This window comes from Streptomyces sp. NPDC002588 (assembly GCF_040295925.1).
GTDB lineage: Bacteria > Actinomycetota > Actinomycetes > Streptomycetales > Streptomycetaceae > Streptomyces.
The window spans coordinates 115,991-133,186 of record NZ_JBEOWF010000016.1; the positions used below are offsets into that span (position 1 = coordinate 115,991).

The following is a 17,196-nucleotide window of genomic DNA, read 5'->3' on the forward strand; positions in this document are numbered from 1 at the left end:
GGACGGCTGCGCGCTGGGCGAACAAGCACACGGACCGCGGGCCGCGAAGGGGCGGCGAAGCCGCTCACCCGGCCGTGGGAGACTTGCCCGTGTGAGCGTGAACGAGAGCCCTGCGGGCCGGCAGCCGACAGCGACGTACGACAGCGCCTTCCTCAGGGCGTGCAGGCGTGAATCCGTGCCGCACACCCCGGTGTGGTTCATGCGGCAGGCCGGACGCTCCCTGCCGGAGTACCGCAAGGTCCGCGAGGGCATCCCGATGCTCGACTCCTGCATGCGCCCCGAGCTGGTCACCGAGATCACCCTCCAGCCGGTCCGCCGGCACGGCGTGGACGCGGCGATCTACTACAGCGACATCGTCGTCCCGCTCAAGGCCATCGGCATCGACCTCGACATCAAGCCCGGCGTCGGCCCGGTCGTCGAGACCCCGATCCGCACCCGCGCCGACCTCGCGCAGCTGCGCGACCTCACCCCCGAGGACGTCTCCTACGTCACCGAGGCCGTCGGTCTGCTCACCGCCGAGCTCGGCGCCACCCCGCTGATCGGCTTCGCGGGCGCTCCTTTCACCCTCGCGAGCTACCTCGTCGAGGGCGGCCCCTCGCGCACCTACGAGAACGCCAAGGCGATGATGTACGGCGACCCGGAGCTCTGGGCCGACCTGCTCGACCGGCTCGCCGACATCACGGCCGCCTTCCTGAAGGTCCAGATCGAGGCGGGCGCGAGCGCCGTCCAGCTGTTCGACTCCTGGGCCGGCGCGCTCGCCCCCGCCGACTACCGCCGCTCGGCGCTGCCCGCCTCCGCCAAGGTCTTCCGCGCGGTGGAGGGCTACGGCGTCCCGCGCATCCACTTCGGTGTGGGCACCGGAGAGCTGCTGAAGCTCATGGGCGAGGCCGGCGCGGACGTCGTCGGTGTCGACTGGCGCGTCCCGCTCGACGAGGCCGCCCGCCGCGTCGGCCCCGGCAAGGCGCTCCAGGGCAACCTCGACCCGACCGTCCTGTTCGCCGGCACCGAGGCCGTCGAGACCGAGACCCGCGAGGTCCTTGAGAAGGCCGCGGGGCTCGAGGGCCACGTCTTCAACCTGGGCCACGGTGTGATGCCGTCCACCGACCCCGACGCGCTGACCCGCCTCGTCGAGTACGTGCACACACGGACCGCGCGCTGAGTCACCAGGTGTGCCGGGGCCGCGCCCGTCTGCCGAACAGCAGGCCGCGCGGTTCCGGGGGCGGAGGCGTGCCCGGCTTGAGGGGCCAGGCGAGGAGCATGCCGGCGAGGAAGCCGACCACATGGGCGGCGTACGCCACGGTGCCGCCGCCGGAGACGCCCTCCCCGGAGGAGTACACCGCCTGGAGCCCGAACCAGAAGCCCAGCACCAGCCAGGCGGGCAGCCGCAGCGGCAGGAACACCAGGAACGGCACGAGCACCCACACCCTGGCCTTCGGGTACAGCACCAGATAGGCGCCCAGTACCCCCGCGATCGCCCCCGACGCGCCGATCAGCGGGTCCGTCGAGTCGGCGTTCAGCACCGCGAAGCCGTACGACGCCGCGTAGCCGCAGGCGACGTAGAACAGTGCGAAGCGGACGTGGCCCATGCGGTCCTCGACGTTGTTCCCGAAGATCAGCAGGAACAGCATGTTGCCCAGCAGGTGCAGCCAGCCGCCGTGCAGGAACATCGCGGTGAGGACGCTCAGGACCGGGGATTTCTCGTAGCCCGGCGGGCCCACCGCGCAGCCTCCCGCCCGTGTGTCTCCGGTCGGGACGAGCTGGGGGAGCTGATGGTGGATCAACTCGCGCGGTACGGCCGCGTAGTGCTCCAGGAAGGCGTGCAGATGGCATGTCTGGGCCAGCCCGCTGTCACCGGCCACGGAGCCGGACAGGCCGGGCATGAACAGGAACACGAGGACGTTCGCGGCGATCAGCGCGTACGTCACCACCGGCGTGCGGCGCACGGGGTTCACGTCATGGACGGGGATGACCACAAGGAAGTACTGCCCTCGATTCCGTGGGCGAATCGGTGAACACGCCTCTGTGGCCGTGCGTATGAACCGGCAACCGCCCGTGACCCGGGGAAGGCGGGGCGCGGGGACGACGTGAGGAACAGGCGAATGAACGACCGAGTTACTCCCCCGATGCACGCCACGCCCGACGGCGAGGCGGAGATCGCACTTGTCATCAGGCTGCCGTGGGAGGACGTGGCACGGCTCGGCCAGGAGGCCGGGCGGCTGGCTTCGCAGATGCAGCGGCCGGTGACGCTGGACGAGGCGGTGTCGCACCGGCTGCGTACCCGGCCCGCGGCCGCCGCGCACGCCAAGCCGATGGAACAGCCCGCCGCGGCGCCGGTCTCCACCCTGCCGAGGCTCAGCGGGACGGCCTGAGGAGCGGCGGGCCGGCTATCCGGCCCCTCGTACCTTTGCCGCCGCCTTTCGCGCCGCCACCAGGACCGGGTCCCACACCGGGCTGAACGGCGGCGCGTAGCCCAGGTCCAGGGCTGTCATCTGTTCCACCGTCATCCCGGCCGTCAGGGCCACCGCCGCGATGTCGACCCGCTTGGCCGCGCCCTCCCTCCCGACGATCTGGACGCCCAGCAGACGGCCCGTTCTGCGTTCGGCGAGCATCTTGACCGTCATGGGGGAGGCACCGGGGTAGTAGCCGGCCCGGCTGGTGGACTCGATCGTGACCGTCTCGTACTGGAGGCCCGCCCTGCGCGCGTCCTTCTCGCGCAGGCCCGTGCGGGCGATCTCCAGATCGCAGACCTTGCTGACGGCGGTGCCGACGACGCCGGGGAAGGTGGCGTAGCCGCCGCCGACGTTGGTGCCGATGACCTGGCCGTGCTTGTTGGCGTGGGTGCCGAGGGCGATGTGACGCTCCTGGCCGGACACCAGGTCGAGGACCTCCACGCAGTCACCGCCCGCCCAGACCGTCCCGTCGGCCAGGGGGCCGCGCACCCGCATCGCCAGATCGGTGAGCAGACCGCCGTGCGCGCCGAGCGGCAGGCCGGCGGCCTCGGCGAGGGCCGTCTCCGGGCGGACGCCGATGCCGAGGACCACCACGTCCGCGGGGTACTCGGCGTCCTTCGTGACCACCGCCCGCACCCGGCCGTCCCGGTCGGTGAGCAGTTCGGTGACCTCGGCGTCGTTCACCATGGCGACGCCCAGGCCCTCCATGGCCTCGTGGACGAGACGGCCCATGTCGGGGTCCAGGGTCGACATCGGCTCGCTGCCGCGGTTGACGACCGTCACCTCGAAGCCGTGCTTGATGAGCGCCTCGGCCATCTCCACCCCGATGTAGCCCGCGCCGACGACCACCGCCCGCTTCCCACGCGCGCGTGCCAGCGTGTCGAGCAGCGCCTGCCCGTCGTCCAGGGTCTGCACCCCGTGCACGCCCCGCGCGTCCATCCCCGGCAGGCCGGGCCGGACCGGACGCGCCCCGGTCGCGATGACGAGCTTGTCGTACGACGTCCAGTACCCCGGCCCGGCCCCGGAATCGAGGTCACGCGCGTGTACCCGCCGCCCGGCCACGTCGATCTCCGTGACCTCGGTCCGCAGCCGCAGGCCGATCCCGCGCGCCCGGTGCTCCTCGGGGGTGCGGGCGATGAGGTCGTCCCGCTCGGTGACGTCGCCGCCCACCCAGTACGGGATGCCGCACGCGGAGTACGACGTGAAGTGGCCGCGTTCGAAGGCCACGATCTCCAGCTCTTCGGGGCCCTTCAGCCGGCGGGCCTGGGACGCCGCGGACATGCCCACGGCGTCCCCGCCGATCACCACCAGTCGCTCCATGCTCATGCGAACACGCTACGGGCGCCCCGCATTTCAGTCCTGCCCGGGCTCGCTCGTCGGGGGCGCCGCCCTGCGCCGCTGCCGTGCCAGCCACCCCAGGACGAGCAGGACGGCCAGCGCGAGGAACGGCAGGACCGCGCCGAGGCCCACGGCCAGCCAGCGCAGCATCGTCACGAACGCGTCCCAGCCGCCCGCCAGCGCGTCGGTGAACCCGGGGTCGTCGTCCCCGGCGGCCTTCTCGACCGGCTTCTCGGACAGGCTCAGCGTGATGGTCGCCAGGCTGGTGCGGTCCTTCAGGGAGGCCTGCTGGGCGAGCAGGGACTCCAGGTCGGCCTGCCGGCTGCTCAGTTCGCCCTCCAGGGCGACCACGTCGCTGAGCTTGGTGGCCCGGTCCATGAGTTCCCGGATCCGGGCCACGCTGGCGCGCTGCGACGCGACGCGGCTGTCGACGTCGACCACCTGGTCGGTGACGTCCTGGGCCTTCGCCGTGCGCTCCAGGAGCCTGCCCGCACCCTGGAGGGCGGTGAGGACGTCGTCGTAGCGCTCGACGGGCACCCGCAGGACGACCCTGGTCTGCTCGGCGCCCTCCTCGTCCCGGGTGGTGGTCTCGTCGCCGACGTATCCGCCCGCGTTCTCCGTAGTCGTGCGGGCCTCGTCGAGGGCCTTCGGGACGTCCTTGACCTGCACGGTCAGGGAGGCGGTGCGGATGATGCGGGTGGCGGTGAGCTTCGGCGCGGAGGTGGCCTTCGCACCGCTCGCCCCGGCGCCGCTCTTCGCGTTCTCCGGGGCCTCGCCGACGGCGGCGGCCTTGTCGGCGGCGCTGGAGCTGTCGGCTCCCGAGTCGCTCGCCCCGCTGCATCCGGTGAGCGCGAGGGCGGCGGCGAGCAGGATCCCGGCCAGGGCATGGACCGGTCGTACGGAACGTCGCGCATGCATCTGGGTGTCCCCCCGAGGGTTGTGACGACTGACGCTCCTTCGACGCGGGGCCGGGGCGGAACGTTGGACGGAAACGGTTCCGAACGGGTCACGGTCGGGACGCGGCGCGGACACCGAGGGCGGGGCGGCGGTGTCAGTGGGGTCTGAGAGAGTGGGGGTCATGAGCGCAACGGGTACGGGTGCGGGGCAGCACGTCGTCGTCATCGGGGCCGGGATCGCGGGGCTGGCCGCCGCGCACCGGCTGCTCGCACGCGGGGCGCGGGTGACCGTGCTGGAGGCCTCCGAGCGGGTCGGCGGCAAGCTGCTGCCCGGCGAGATCGCGGGCGTGCGGGTGGACCTCGGCGCCGAGTCGATGCTGGCCCGCAGACAAGAGGCGGTCGCTCTCGCGCGCGAGGCGGGCCTCGCCGAGCGTCTCCAGCCGCCGGCCACGGCGAGCGCCTCGATCTGGACCCGGGGTGCCCTGCGCCCCATGCCCAAGGGCCATGTCATGGGCGTACCCGGCACCGCGGCGGCCCTGTCCGGGGTGCTGTCCGAAGAGGGCCTCGCCCGGATCGAGCGCGACGCCGACCTGCCCCGCACGGAGGTCGGCGAGGACGTGGCGGTCGGGGAGTACGTGGCGGAGCGTCTGGGCCGCGAGGTCGTCGACCGGCTGATCGAGCCGCTGCTCGGCGGGGTCTACTCCGGCGACGCCTACCGCATCTCGATGCGCTCGGCCGTCCCGCAGCTCTACCAGGCCGCCCGCACCCACACCTCGCTCACCGAGGCCGTCCGCGAGATCCAGGCCCGGGCCGCCGCCCAGCAGCAGACCGGGCCGGTCTTCATGGGCATCGAGGGCGGCGTGGGCTCCCTTCCGGTCGCGGTCGCGGAGTCCGTCCGCGCGCGCGGCGGGGAGATCCACACGCGCGTGCCGGTGACCGGGCTGCGCCGGGAGCCCGCCGGCGGCTGGCAGGTGACCGCGGGGGACCGCGTCCTGACCGCCGACGCGGTGGTCGTCGCCGTTCCCGCGCCCGCCGCCGCGGGACTGCTGGCCGCCGAGTCCCCGGCGGCCGCCGCCGAACTGCGCACCGTCGAGTACGCCTCCATGGCGCTCATCACCCTCGCCTACCGCCGCACCGAGGCCGCCCTGCCCGAGGGCAGCGGCTTCCTCGTCCCGCCCGTCGACGGCCGCACCATCAAGGCGTCGACGTTCGCCTCCCAGAAGTGGGGCTGGATCGCCGAGGAGAACCCGGACGTGATCGTGCTGCGCACCTCCGTCGGGCGGTACGGCGAGACGGAGATCCTGCGCCGCTCCGACGCCGAACTCGTCGACGTCTCCCGCCATGACCTGCGCGAGGCCACCGGCCTGACCGCCACCCCCCTCGAAACCCGCGTCACCCGCTGGACGGACGGCCTGCCCCAGTACCCGGTCGGCCACCACGCGCGCGTGGCCCGCATCCGCGAACACGTCGCCAAGCTCCCCGGCCTCGCCGTCTGCGGCGCGCAGTACGACGGCGTCGGCATTCCGGCCTGCATCGCGAGCGCGTACGCCGCGGTCGACCAGATCGGAGGCGACCCGCGCGCCGCGGCGGAGCTCACCGCCGACCCGGTGCAGAGCCTGCACGGCGGAGCGGGAGAATGAGACCCATGAGTGACGACGCCCCCACCACCGAGGCCGGCCGGATCCCGAACAAGGGCAAGCTGGCCAAGGACCTCAACGAGGTCATCCGCTACACGCTGTGGTCCGTCTTCAGGCTGAAGGACGTGCTCCCCGACGACGCCTCGCGCGCGGGCTACGCCGACGAGGTCCAGGAGCTGTTCGACCAGCTCGCCGCCAAGGACGTGACGATCCGCGGTACGTACGACGTGTCCGGTCTGCGTGCCGATGCCGACCTCATGATCTGGTGGCACGCCGAGACCAGCGACCAGCTCCAGGAGGCGTACAACCTCTTCCGCCGTACCAGGCTGGGCCGCGCCCTGGAGCCGGTCTGGTCGAACATGGCGCTGCACCGCCCCGCGGAGTTCAACCGCTCGCACATCCCGGCGTTCCTCGCCGACGAGACGCCGCGCGACTACGTCAGCGTCTACCCGTTCGTGCGCTCCTACGACTGGTACCTGCTGCCCGACGAGGACCGCCGCCGGATGCTCGCCGACCACGGCAAGATGGCCCGCGGCTATCCGGACGTCCGCGCCAACACGGTCGCCTCGTTCTCGCTCGGCGACTACGAGTGGATCCTGGCCTTCGAGGCCGACGAGCTGTACCGCATCGTCGACCTCATGCGCCACCTGCGCGCCTCGGAGGCCCGGATGCACGTCCGTGAGGAGGTCCCCTTCTACACGGGCCGCAGGAAGTCGGTCGCGGAGCTGGTGGCAGGCCTCGCATAGAGCGCCCCCAAGGGGGCGCGGTGCTGTGTCGATCTGCGGCTCCGCCGCGTGGGCGCGACCGGCCACCCCCGGCCCGTAGCCGGCGTCAGTGATCAGCCGTCGGCTGCGGCTCGGCATGCCCCGCGCACGCCGCCCGCCGCGCCGGCACCCGGTCCTCCAGCAGATACGCGTCCAGGTGCCCGTTGACACACCGGTTCGGGCCCCCGGCGATCCCGTGCGTCCCGGAGTCCCGCTCCGTCACCAGCACCGAACCCGACAGCCGCCGGTGCATCTCCAGCGCCCCGTCATAAGGCGCGGCGGCGTCCCGCTCGGAGGCGAGAATCAGCGTCGGAGGCAACTCACCGGCCCCGGTCCGCACATCGAGCGGCTGCTGACGGGGCGCCTGCCAGTACGCGCACGGCAGGTTCGCCCACACGTTGTCCCAGGTCTCGAACGGGGCGACCCGCGCGAGCCGGGTGTTGTCCCGGTCCCAGACCTTCCAGTCCGTCGGCCAGGGCGCGTCGTTGCACTCCACGGCCGTGTAGACGGCGTTCGAGTTCTCGGCCTCCGCGGCGGCCTCCCTGACCGGCGCGGCCTGCGCGATCAGTTCCTCCGGGTCGCCCTTCAGGTACTCCGACAGTGCCCGCGCCCGGTGCGGCCAGTAGTCGTCGTAGTACCCGGCCTGCAGGAAGGCGCTCTGCAACTGCCCCGGCCCGACCTTCCCGCCGGCCGGCTCCGCGGCCAGCCGCGCCAGGGCCCGCTCGTAGCTGCGAAGCACCTTCTCCGCGGTGTCGCCGAGCCCGTACTCCTTGTCGTGCTTCGCGATCCACTCCCGCAGGTCGGTCCAGCGGCTCTCGAACGCCATCGACTGGTCGAGGTTGTTGCGGTACCAGATCTGCGCCGGGTCCGGGTTCACCGCCGCGTCGAACACCATCCGCCGGACGTGCGAGGGGAACAGGGTGGCGTACACCGCGCCGAAGTAGGTGCCGTACGACGCCCCCATGAAGTTCAGCTTCTCCTCGCCCAGCGCGGCCCGCAGCACGTCCAGGTCGCGGGCGTTGTTGAGGGAGTTGTAGTGCCGCAGGGCGCCGCCCGCCCGCTTCGCGCAGCCACGCGCGTAGGCCTTCGCCTCGGCGACGCGTTCCCGCTTGTACGACTCGGAGGGGTGGGCCGGCGCGGGGGAGGGGCCCTTGAAGAAGTTCTCCGGGTCCTGGCAGGACAGCGGGGCCGAGCGGCCCACCCCGCGCGGGTCGTAGCCGACGAGGTCGTAGGCGGCCCCGACGCGCTTCCACTCGGGGAGCAGTCCGATCAGCGGGAAGTACAGGCCGGAGCCGCCGGGACCGCCCGGGTTGAAGACCAGCGCGCCCTTGCGGGGCACCCGGTGCTTGCCGTTGTGCGGGTCGCGGTGGGTGGCCGTGACCCGGCTGACGGTCAGCTTGATCTGCTTGCCGTTCGGCCGCGCGTAGTCGAGGGGGACGCCGACCGTGCCGCACTGGAGGCTGCCGGGCAGGTCCTGCGCGTCGGCGCACCTGCCGAAGGTGATGCCCCGGGCCGCGGCCCGCGCGGCGGCGGCCGCGACGCCGGCCGCGAGTCCGGCGGGGGCGCCGGCGCCGGTCGGGACACCGCCTGCCGGTACGGCGGAGAGGGTGGTCAGGAGCAGGGCTCCCGTGGCCGAGTAGAGGGCGGCGGCTCTCATCGCGTGTCCCTTCGGTGCGCGGCGGCGACAAAAGGGATGTTTCGTACGGTTGTGCAGGAAGGCAAGCACCGCCCCCGGGTGTCGCCGCCAATGCCCCCTGTGCGCCCCCCTCCAGAGGCGAACGCGCCCGGCGCTACCGCTCGCGCTGCGCCTCCGCGAAGGCCGCCCGCAGGTCCGGCTCGCCCACCGCGCGGATGCCGAGTACGGCGACGGAGGTCAGATACGACCGGTCGTCCCCCGGGCCGCCGGTCCGGCCGGCCCGCCGGGCCAGCCCGCCCAGCAGCCGCTGCCCGGCGGGGGAGGCCCAGCGCGAGTACGGATGCACCTCCACCCGCGCTATGGCGAGGCAGCTCAGCGTGAGGGCGAGGGGCAGCGCGAACCACAGGGCGACCAGGCTGCGGGGCATTCCGGCGCCGTGGTCCGCGGTCGTCGGCATCGACAGCGCGACCGCCCCGACGGCCAGCACGAACACGGCGGCCAGCCGCACCTGCCGCACGCCCGCCGCCACCGTCGTACGGGCCCGGTCGGGCACCGCGAGCCCCGCGCTGACCAGCCGGTCGGCGAGGCCGCGCACCGCGTCCGCGGCAGCCGCGGCGGCCCGCACCGGCGCGATCCGGGACTGGCCGTCGGGCCCGATGGCCCCGATCACCGACCGCTCCATCTCGTCGCGTCCGCGCGGATCCACGACGGTCGCCCAGCCGGTGTGGGCGAGCAGCAGCCGCCGCTGGCGCGCCATCGACACCATGGTCAGATCGGCGACCCGGCCGGGGCCGCCGGACAGGAACGCCGCCTCGTAGAGGGTCAGGTCGTGTCCCTGGCCCGCGTCCGTGTCGACGGCCGCCGCACGTACCGCGGCCAGGCACAGCCGGGTGCAGGACGCGCCGGCGGCGGCCCAGGCCAGGAGCAGGAGAAGGACCCAGAACATGCCACGTTTCTATGCCGTGTACACGGGAAAACGCCATGCCCTGTTCACGATCCGGACCGAGCGTTGTGGGTATGTGACGTTCCGCTTGCTTCAGGGGCCCGTTTCGCTCACGAGCCGGAGGGCGGCGCGCTCGTCGCGGCCGGCGGCAGCGTGTACGTCGGGTACGGCGACGGCGCCACCGGCACCACGGTGCCAGGATCGGCCGCGGGGACGGGCGTGCCGGTCGCCGCCAGGTCCCGGGCCAGCGCGTCGAAGTCGACGTATCCGGTGGCCTCCAGGATCCTGATGTGGTCCAGGACGGTCGTGTTGGCGTCGTCGGCGAGCGCGCGCACCAGCGAGTTCTGGGTGGCGGCCCGCACCTGCGCGACGACGGTGAACACCCTGCCGTGCGCGAGCCGCAGGATGTTGGCGAACTTCCGGTCGAAGTCCACGCCCTGCGCCGAGTCCAGCTCCGCCAGCCAGCCCTTCTGCTGGGCGTTGGGCTCGTTCGGCAGGGTGACCCCCAGCTTCGACGCCACGTCGCGCACCCGCTCGTCCAGGAAGGTGTGCCCCTCGACGAGGTGCTGACCGGCCGTCCGCACGGCCGCGGTGGTGCCCTTCTGCTCGGCCTGCTGTCCGGCGGGCAGTTCCCACAGCCCGGCCAGCCGGACCTTCGTGATGAACTCCAGGTCGAGGTCGGACAGCGGCCCGTACTGCGTCGGCACGGTCTGTGCGCTCAGTACGTCCGCTCCGGTCGCCGACTGGTGGGAGTACGACCAGAACGGGTAGAGCAGCGCCACAAGGGTGGCGGCCAGGCCTGTGACGATGATCCCGGTGCCACTGAAGATGCCTCTGCCTCTGACGGGGGGTCGCGGTCGCATGGTGCCTCCTGCTCACGGCACCGCACACTCGTGCGTTTCGGGTGCGGGGACTCGCATGTTACTGCGCCGTCACTGCCAAGTTCCGTGCCGGGCCGAAGGGTTGAATCAGGGGCATCCGGTGCGAAAGGGAAGAGGTGAGGGGGCGTCATACAGGGCGCAACAAGGGCCAATCGGGCGGCCGGCGGTGGTGGAGGCCACGGTGTTAAACCGGGCACATCTCCCACCGCGGCACCTACCGGCGGATCAACGACCGCCCCACCCGCGCCAGTGCCTGCCGCGGCCGTGACCGCGGGGCCGGCCCCGACCGGTCCAGCCACCAGGCACGCAGCTCACGTCTCGTCCGCCCCTCCTCCAGCCGCCCGCCGAGCAGCAGCTGCTCCGCGAAGTCCAGGGCGTCCTGCCGGTAGCCGCCGCGCATCGGACGGCTCTGCGCGTAGGCGAGGAACGCCGGACGGTATCCGGCGCCGAGGATGGCCGGCAGTTCCGGCGCCACCTTGGCCACGACCCCCGCCCGCTTCGCGGCCAGCGCCCGCGCCTGCACCCCGAGCCGCACCCCGTCGAAGCCCTCCGGCACCGGCGTCCCGGCCACCAGCGCGGACAGCAGCGCGGCCTGGGCGAGCCCGAGCCGCTCGCGGGTGCCCTCGGCGGGCCCGCCGACTTCCGCCGTCACCCCTTCTCGCGCAGGCCGCACCATCTCGCCCGCCGCCGCCCCGTGACGGGCGATCCGCGCCGCCTCGGCCGCCACCGCGAGCCGCTCCCCACTGCGCAATGCCTCCCGGATCTCCGCCAACTCCCGCTTCAGCTCGGCCGGTTCGGGGAAGTTCTCGTCGCGCTCCAGCAGCACTCCGGGCGGCGACACCCGGGACGCCAGATCGGTCAGGATGTCGAGGACCGGCCGCGGGACGGGGTGGGCGTGGCTGTCGTGCCAGACGCCGTCCCGCTCGAAGCCGCCCGCGACATGGACGTACGCGATGGCCTCCAGCGGCAGTTCGGCGAGCGCCTTGGCGGGGTCCTCGCCGCGGTTCAGGTGGTTGGTGTGCAGGTTCGCCACGTCGATCAGCAGCCGTACGCCCGTCCGGTCGGCCAGTTCGTACAGGAACTGCCCCTCGGTCATCTCCTCGCCGGGCCACGCGATGAGGGCGGCGATGTTCTCGACGGCGAGCGGCACGGGCAGCGCGTCCTGCGCGATGCGCACGTTCTCGCAGAGCACGTCCAGCGCGTCCCGGGTACGTGGCACCGGCAGCAGGTGCCCGGCCTCGAGCGGCGCGGTCGCGGTCAGCGGGCCGCCCGCGCGGACGAACGCGATGTGGTCGGTGACCAGCGGCGAGCCCAGCGCCCCGGCCCGCTCCGCGAGCGCGAGGAGCCGCCCTTCGTCCGGCCGCTCGGCGCCGCCGAGCCCCAGCGAGACCCCGTGCGGGACCACGGTGACACCGCGCTCGCGCAGCCGCACCAGCGACTCGGGGAGGTGACCGGGGCAGGTGTTCTCCGCCACGACCTCGACCCAGTCGATCCCCGGCATCCGCTCCACGGCGTCCGCGATCTCCGGCCGCCAGCCGATCCCCGTCCCCAGTCGCGTCATGTTCCCCGCCTCCTCACGGGCCGCCCCCCGGCCGGTGACGGAGGTATGACCCCGCCCCCGCCCGCCGAACCGCCTCGGGCCCACCTTCAGAGCAACATTTGAGGTTCGGCGGGGGACGGTTCAGCGAAGTGCGGGATGGTCCGCCACGACCGTGCAGCTGCCCGGCGCGATCTCGGTGAACCCCGCGTCGCGCACCAGCGGCAGTCCGCTCGCCGTCAGTTCCCGCCACCGTCCGGGCTCGGCGGTCCGCACGGCGAGCGCGAACCCGGTCTCGCGCCAGGCGGTCCGCTCCTCCTCGGACAGCTCCCACCAGGCGAGCTGGGCCCCGTGCCCCGCCTGCGCCATCGCCTTGCCCGCGGACATGTCGAGATCCGGGTTCAGCCAGATCACCGGGGTCATGGGATCGGCGTCGGCCGGCGGCTCCGGGTCGTCGAGGTCGGTCCCGGAGACCTGGAGCTTCGCCAGTTCCTTCGGCCAGCCGTCCAGGGGCACCGGCGGAAACACCCGCACCTCGGCCGTCTTGCCGGTGACGGTGACGCCGGGCAGCGCCTCGGCCCGCCGCCACTCGGCCCCCCGGGCCCGCCGCACGACCTTCCGGATCCGGGCGTCCTGCCAGTCCCGCACCGCCTGCGCCCACTCCCCGTCCCCGACGGACCGCTCATCGCTCAGCATGACGAGCACGGCCCGCGCGGCGGCTTCGAGGGCGTCGGTACGGGCCGGGGGCGCCGCCTTCTCTAGGCGCACGACAAGGGGCAGCACGAACTGGGGTGCCTGATCCCGGGGGTTGGGCTCGGTCTGAAAGGGACTCTCATTCACAGGCGCAGGCTACTGGACCACCCGGGGGCCACGGCCTCCGCGGCCCCCGGGCCCTCAGCAGCGCGCACCGGGAACCGAAGCCCGCCACCCTGACCGGGCTGATCACCCTGAACAGGCGGTCCGCTGCGCCTCCTGCCACTCGCAGACGGGGCACAGAGTGATCCCCTTGTACGACTCCGGGTACTCCGTCGGCTCCCGGCACAGCACGCACTCGGCGTACGGCGGCCCGTCCGCCCTGGGGGGCTTGGCCGGGTCGATCAGACAGTACGAGTCCTCGCTCATGCCTCCAGCGTACGAGCCTCAGCGCCGCCCGCCCGCGGCCCCGATCAGCTCCGAGACCTTCACGAACCGGTAGCCCCGCCGGCGCAGTTCGGGCACGATCGTGCGGACCGCGCGCTCGGTCGTCGGAGCGGCGCTGCGGGTGCAGTGCATGACGACCACCGAACCCGGTCCCACCCCGTCGAGCACCTGCCGTGCCACCGCGTCCGCGTCGGTCGCGAACGCGTCCCCGCTCACCACGTCCCACTGCACCGCGGTCACGCCGGTGCCGCCCACCGCGCGCAGCGCGCGCCGGTCGTAGCAGCCGCCGGGGAAACGGAAGTACGGCATCGCGTCCACCACCCCGGCCTTGCGGAACGCCTTGTACGCCCGCTCCACGTCGGCCCGCATCCGGTCCTCGGAGACGGTCGGCAGGCCGTAGCAGTCGTCGGTGAAGGCGTAGTGGCTGTAGGAGTGGTTGGCGATCTCGAAACGCGGGTCACGGCCGATCGAGCGGGCCTGGTCGGGGTACTCCTCGGCCCACCGGCCCGTCATGAACACGGTGGCCGGCACCTTCAGCTCCCGCAGTGCGCTGATCAGTCCCGGGTTGTCGAAGTGCTCACCGGCCGCCGCCCGCGGCCCCTGGTCGGCGGTCATGTCGGCGTCGAAGGTGAGGGCGACGGTCCGGCCGAGCGTGCGGGGGCCGTTCTCGAAGACGGGGGTGAGACCGGCCGGACCAGGCGCGAGGGTCGGCGGCCGGGACGGCGCGGGGGAGGCGGAGGGCGACGGACGGGCGGCGCGGGGCCGGAGCGCCGGGGCGGAGGTGTCGGCGCCGCAGGCCGTGAGGACTGCGCCGAGGACGCAGAGGGCGGCGAGACGACATACGGGAGTGATCACCGTACGAACGTAGAAGGAGAAAGAGGGCTTCTACGACAATATGCTTGTGCCTTCTCCTGCGGTCACCCGTCCGGACCCGCCACCTGCGGCGGCTGTTGCTGGGCCTTCTCCAGGAAGCGCAGCAACTCCACCGGGAACGGCAGGACGAGCGTGGAGTTCTTCTCGGCGGCCACCGCCACCACCGTCTGGAGCAGGCGCAGCTGGAGCGCGGCGGGCTGCTCGGCCATCTGCGCCGCCGCCTCGGCCAGCTTCTTCGACGCCTGCAGCTCCGCGTCCGCGTTGATGATCCGGGCGCGGCGCTCCCGGTCGGCCTCGGCCTGGCGGGCCATCGAGCGCTTCATGGACTCCGGCAGGGACACGTCCTTGATCTCCACCCGGTCGATCTGCACGCCCCAGCCGACGGCCGGGCTGTCGATCATCAGCTCCAGGCCCTCGTTGAGCTTCTCCCGGTTGGACAGCAGATCGTCCAGCTCGCTCTTGCCGATGATGGACCTCAGCGAGGTCTGCGCCATCTGGGACACGGCGAAGCGGTAGTCCTCGACGTTGATGATCGCGGCCGCCGCGTCCACGACCCTGAAGTACACGACCGCGTCGACCCGCACGGTCACGTTGTCGCGGGTGATGCCCTCCTGTGCGGGGATCGGCATCGTCACGATCTGCATGTTGACCTTGCGCAGCCGGTCCACGCCGGGGATCACCGTCGTGAATCCCGGCGACCGGGCATCCCCGCGCAACCGTCCGAGACGCAGGACGACCCCGCGCTCGTACTGCTTGACGACCCGCGCGGCCGCCCCGAGATACACGAGGCCCGCGGCGCCGACCGCCGCGGCCACACCCAACAGCTCCTGGAGCATGGCGACCTCCTCGCAAGAGGTCCGTTACATCCGCCTATGCAACGATATGCCCGCCACCCGGTCCGGGGCCACGCCCCGGGCCGGGCAGCGGTCTTTCTACGACCCCGAGGCCGCCGTGACCCTGACCGGCTCCGTGCCGGCCGTGCTGTGCCGCTCGGCCCAGGTCTCCAGGGCCGTACGGCAGGCGTGGTCCAGGTGGTGCAGGCCGGAGAGGTCCAGCTCGACCGGGCGGTCCTGCGGGAGGGCCTCCAGGCTGTCGAGGATCTTCGGCAGCTTCAGGAAGGTCGCGTTGCCCGACAGGTACGCCTGGATCGGGCCCGCGCCCTTGTCGACGACCTCCAGCCGGATGTGCGAGGCCTCCCACGCCGTCTTCACGACGGCGAGCGCGAGACCGATCAGGACCCCCTCGAACATGCTGACCGCGACGATCGACACCGCCGTGACCACCAGGATCAGGGCCTCGCCGCGGTGCTCGCGCCACAGGGACGCGATCGAACGCACCGGTACCAGCTTGGCACCGGCGTGGACCAGGATGCCGGCCAGGGCCGGGATGGGGATGTAGGCGAGCACACCGGGCAGCAGGGCCGCGAACAGCAGCAGCCACACGCCGTGCAGCACCCGGGACGCCTTCGTCCGGGCGCCCGCCTGGACGTTCGCCGCGCTGCGCACGATCACCGCGGTCATCGGCAGCGCGCCGAGCGCCCCGCAGAGCGCGTTGCCCGCGCCCTGGGCGATGAGTTCCTTGTCGTACTCGGTGCGCGGGCCGTCGTGCAGCCGGTCCACCGCCGCCGCGCTGAACAGCGACTCGGCGGACGCGATCAGGGTGAACGCGACGATCGTGCCGAGCAGACCGATGTCCGCCAGCCCGCCGAAGGCGGACAGCGACGGCGGCTGGACCGAGCCCAGCAGGCCCTGCACCTCCACGGTCGCCACCGGCAGGTTCAGCAGCAGGGCGGCCACGGTGGCGAGGCCGACCGCCGCGAGCGGGCCGGGCACGGTCCGCACCTTCGCCGGCACGCGCTTCCACAGCACCAGCACGGCGACGGTGCCGGCGCCGAGCGCGAGCGAGGCCGCGGCGTCGGGGCTCGCTGCCGTGTCCACGAGCGCCCCGGGCAGTCCGGCGATCTTTCCGAGGCCGGATTCCGGTGCCTTGGCGCCGACCACCGAGTACAGCTGACCGGCGATCAGCACCAGGCCGATTCCGGCCAGCATGCCTTCGACCACGGAGACCGAGATGGCGCGGAAGTAGCGGCCCAGTTTCAGGGCGCCCATCGCGATCTGCAGGACGCCCGTGGCGAGCACGATCACTCCGAGGGCGGGCAGGCCGAACTCCCGCACCGCCTCGAAGACCAGCACGGTCAGTCCGGCCGCGGGGCCGGACACCTGCAGGGAACTGCCCCGCATCAGACCGGTGACGAGGCCGCCGACGATGCCGGTGACGAGCCCGAGCTCGGCCGGCACGCCGGAGGCCACGGCCACGCCCACGCACAGCGGGAGCGCGACCAGGAAGACGACGAGCGAGGCGGCGAAGTCCTGCCTCAGGTGGGGGAACCCGGATATCCGCCGGCGGGTGGTGTCGGTCATCGGGGCGCTCACAGGGCTTCGAACCCGTCGGTGTCCACGCGGTGTTCGAGCACCGATCCGGTGTGCACCTCGTAGTACCAGCCGCGCACCCGCAGCCGGCCGTCCGCGAGCCGCTTCTCCACGCAGGGGTAGGAGCGCAGCCGCAGCAGCTGGGCGAGGACGTGGTTCTGGACCGCGAGGGCGACCGTCGGGTCGCTCGGGTCGGCGGCTCCCGGTTCGTCCGCGGCGTGTGCGAGCCAGTCGCGTACGGCGGGGACGGCGTCGAGGTCGTCGCCGCGCACCAGCGCGCCGACGGCACCGCAGTGCGAGTGGCCGCAGACGACGACGTCCTGGACGCCGAGGACCTCCACCGCGTACTCGATGGTGGCGGCCTCGCCGGTGGGACGCTCGGAGCCGTACGGCGGCACGATGTTGCCCGCGGTGCGCAGCTCGAAGAGCTCGCCGGGGCGGGCGCCCGTGATCAGGGCGGGGACGACCCGCGAGTCGGAGCAGGTGATGAAGAGGACCTGTGGGGACTGGCCTTCGGCGAGCCTGGCGAACTCCTCAGGGCGCTGTCCGAACGTACGGGCGTTGTCGATGAGGGGCTGCATGATGTGGTGACTCCTCCTGGCGCGCGGTGGGGGCGCGTCGGACGTGCAGGGAAACAGGACAGGTGGGGGAACTGCTGTTCTGCTCCGCTCT

Annotated in this window: 17 protein-coding genes; 4 read left to right on the forward strand and 13 right to left on the reverse strand. The window is 73.0% G+C overall.

Features of this window, described 5'->3' with window-relative positions; translation table 11 throughout:
- The first annotated feature begins 91 nt into the window (after positions 1-91).
- Positions 92-1,159 carry a uroporphyrinogen decarboxylase gene (hemE, locus tag ABT057_RS20095; RefSeq protein ID WP_352344419.1) on the forward strand — a complete coding sequence of 356 codons (1,068 nt, stop codon included), beginning with the start codon at positions 92-94 and terminating at the stop codon, positions 1,157-1,159.
- A 1-nt stretch (position 1,160) separates the two neighbouring features.
- On the opposite strand, the gene ABT057_RS20100 is transcribed toward hemE, so the two are convergent.
- Positions 1,161-1,973 (reverse strand): rhomboid family intramembrane serine protease, encoded by an 813-nt coding sequence (locus tag ABT057_RS20100; RefSeq protein ID WP_352344420.1) that lies wholly within the window; start codon positions 1,971-1,973, stop codon positions 1,161-1,163.
- A gap of 126 nt (positions 1,974-2,099) precedes the next feature.
- On the opposite strand from ABT057_RS20100, the gene ABT057_RS20105 reads away from it, so the two are divergent.
- Positions 2,100-2,369, forward strand: a complete 270-nt coding sequence (locus ABT057_RS20105) for a hypothetical protein (protein ID WP_352344421.1) — start codon at positions 2,100-2,102, stop codon at positions 2,367-2,369.
- Between the two features lie 15 nt (positions 2,370-2,384).
- Here ABT057_RS20105 and ABT057_RS20110 read toward each other — a convergent pair whose 3' ends face one another.
- Both ABT057_RS20110 and ABT057_RS20115 read right to left on the reverse strand, forming a co-directional pair.
- Positions 2,385-3,776, reverse strand: a complete 1,392-nt coding sequence (locus tag ABT057_RS20110; RefSeq protein WP_352344422.1) for an FAD-dependent oxidoreductase — start codon at positions 3,774-3,776, stop codon at positions 2,385-2,387.
- A gap of 27 nt (positions 3,777-3,803) precedes the next feature.
- Positions 3,804-4,706 carry a DUF4349 domain-containing protein gene (locus ABT057_RS20115; RefSeq protein WP_352344423.1) on the reverse strand — a complete coding sequence of 301 codons (903 nt, stop codon included), beginning with the start codon at positions 4,704-4,706 and terminating at the stop codon, positions 3,804-3,806.
- Between the two features lie 160 nt (positions 4,707-4,866).
- Here ABT057_RS20115 and hemG point away from each other — a divergent pair, with 160 nt between their 5' ends.
- Positions 4,867-6,324: a protoporphyrinogen oxidase gene (gene hemG / locus ABT057_RS20120; RefSeq protein ID WP_352344424.1), complete on the forward strand. Its 1,458-nt coding sequence runs from the start codon at positions 4,867-4,869 to the stop codon at positions 6,322-6,324.
- A 5-nt stretch (positions 6,325-6,329) separates the two neighbouring features.
- Positions 6,330-7,067, forward strand: a complete 738-nt coding sequence (gene hemQ, locus ABT057_RS20125) for a hydrogen peroxide-dependent heme synthase (protein WP_352344425.1) — start codon at positions 6,330-6,332, stop codon at positions 7,065-7,067.
- Positions 7,068-7,152: 85 nt separating this feature from the next.
- Here hemQ and ABT057_RS20130 read toward each other — a convergent pair whose 3' ends face one another.
- From ABT057_RS20130 to ABT057_RS20175, 10 genes are all read right to left on the reverse strand, one after another.
- A complete protein-coding gene (locus ABT057_RS20130; protein ID WP_352344426.1) occupies positions 7,153-8,742 on the reverse strand; it encodes an alpha/beta hydrolase in 1,590 nt (529 codons plus the stop codon).
- Positions 8,743-8,875: 133 nt separating this feature from the next.
- Complete coding sequence (locus ABT057_RS20135) at positions 8,876-9,667, reverse strand: TIGR04222 domain-containing membrane protein (protein WP_352344427.1); 792 nt, start codon at positions 9,665-9,667, stop codon at positions 8,876-8,878.
- 107 nt (positions 9,668-9,774) lie between these two features.
- Positions 9,775-10,527 carry a DUF4142 domain-containing protein gene (locus ABT057_RS20140; RefSeq protein WP_352344428.1) on the reverse strand — a complete coding sequence of 251 codons (753 nt, stop codon included), beginning with the start codon at positions 10,525-10,527 and terminating at the stop codon, positions 9,775-9,777.
- A gap of 232 nt (positions 10,528-10,759) precedes the next feature.
- Positions 10,760-12,106: an MbnB/TglH/ChrH family RiPP precursor modification enzyme gene (locus ABT057_RS20145; protein ID WP_352344429.1), complete on the reverse strand. Its 1,347-nt coding sequence runs from the start codon at positions 12,104-12,106 to the stop codon at positions 10,760-10,762.
- Positions 12,107-12,226: 120 nt separating this feature from the next.
- A complete protein-coding gene (locus ABT057_RS20150; protein ID WP_352344430.1) occupies positions 12,227-12,922 on the reverse strand; it encodes an aminoacyl-tRNA hydrolase in 696 nt (231 codons plus the stop codon).
- A gap of 102 nt (positions 12,923-13,024) precedes the next feature.
- A complete protein-coding gene (locus ABT057_RS20155; protein WP_352344431.1) occupies positions 13,025-13,204 on the reverse strand; it encodes a hypothetical protein in 180 nt (59 codons plus the stop codon).
- 18 nt (positions 13,205-13,222) lie between these two features.
- On the reverse strand, positions 13,223-14,077 hold the full coding sequence (locus ABT057_RS20160) for a polysaccharide deacetylase family protein (protein WP_352344432.1): 855 nt from the start codon (positions 14,075-14,077) through the stop codon (positions 13,223-13,225).
- Between the two features lie 62 nt (positions 14,078-14,139).
- Entirely contained in the window at positions 14,140-14,931 is a 792-nt protein-coding gene (locus ABT057_RS20165) for a slipin family protein (RefSeq protein ID WP_352344433.1), read from the reverse strand.
- A 96-nt stretch (positions 14,932-15,027) separates the two neighbouring features.
- Positions 15,028-16,515 carry a SulP family inorganic anion transporter gene (locus ABT057_RS20170; protein WP_352344434.1) on the reverse strand — a complete coding sequence of 496 codons (1,488 nt, stop codon included), beginning with the start codon at positions 16,513-16,515 and terminating at the stop codon, positions 15,028-15,030.
- 8 nt (positions 16,516-16,523) lie between these two features.
- Positions 16,524-17,105, reverse strand: coding sequence for a carbonic anhydrase (locus ABT057_RS20175; RefSeq protein ID WP_352344435.1), 582 nt, complete (start codon positions 17,103-17,105; stop codon positions 16,524-16,526).
- Positions 17,106-17,196 lie beyond the last annotated feature (91 nt).

Excerpts from the sequence above, each read along its gene's own strand:
- ABT057_RS20105 (WP_352344421.1), top strand. The coding sequence starts at position 2,100 with ATGAACGACCGAGTTACTCCCCCGATGCACGCCACGCCCGACGGCGAG.
- ABT057_RS20110 (WP_352344422.1), bottom strand. The coding sequence starts at position 3,776 with ATGAGCATGGAGCGACTGGTGGTGATCGGCGGGGACGCCGTGGGCATG.
- ABT057_RS20115 (WP_352344423.1), bottom strand. The coding sequence starts at position 4,706 with ATGCATGCGCGACGTTCCGTACGACCGGTCCATGCCCTGGCCGGGATC.
- hemG (WP_352344424.1), top strand. The coding sequence starts at position 4,867 with ATGAGCGCAACGGGTACGGGTGCGGGGCAGCACGTCGTCGTCATCGGG.
- hemQ (WP_352344425.1), top strand. The coding sequence starts at position 6,330 with ATGAGTGACGACGCCCCCACCACCGAGGCCGGCCGGATCCCGAACAAG.
- ABT057_RS20130 (WP_352344426.1), bottom strand. The coding sequence starts at position 8,742 with ATGAGAGCCGCCGCCCTCTACTCGGCCACGGGAGCCCTGCTCCTGACC.
- ABT057_RS20135 (WP_352344427.1), bottom strand. The coding sequence starts at position 9,667 with ATGTTCTGGGTCCTTCTCCTGCTCCTGGCCTGGGCCGCCGCCGGCGCG.
- ABT057_RS20140 (WP_352344428.1), bottom strand. The coding sequence starts at position 10,527 with ATGCGACCGCGACCCCCCGTCAGAGGCAGAGGCATCTTCAGTGGCACC.
- ABT057_RS20145 (WP_352344429.1), bottom strand. The coding sequence starts at position 12,106 with ATGACGCGACTGGGGACGGGGATCGGCTGGCGGCCGGAGATCGCGGAC.
- ABT057_RS20155 (WP_352344431.1), bottom strand. The coding sequence starts at position 13,204 with ATGAGCGAGGACTCGTACTGTCTGATCGACCCGGCCAAGCCCCCCAGG.
- ABT057_RS20165 (WP_352344433.1), bottom strand. The coding sequence starts at position 14,931 with ATGCTCCAGGAGCTGTTGGGTGTGGCCGCGGCGGTCGGCGCCGCGGGC.
- ABT057_RS20170 (WP_352344434.1), bottom strand. The coding sequence starts at position 16,515 with ATGACCGACACCACCCGCCGGCGGATATCCGGGTTCCCCCACCTGAGG.
- ABT057_RS20175 (WP_352344435.1), bottom strand. The coding sequence starts at position 17,105 with ATGCAGCCCCTCATCGACAACGCCCGTACGTTCGGACAGCGCCCTGAG.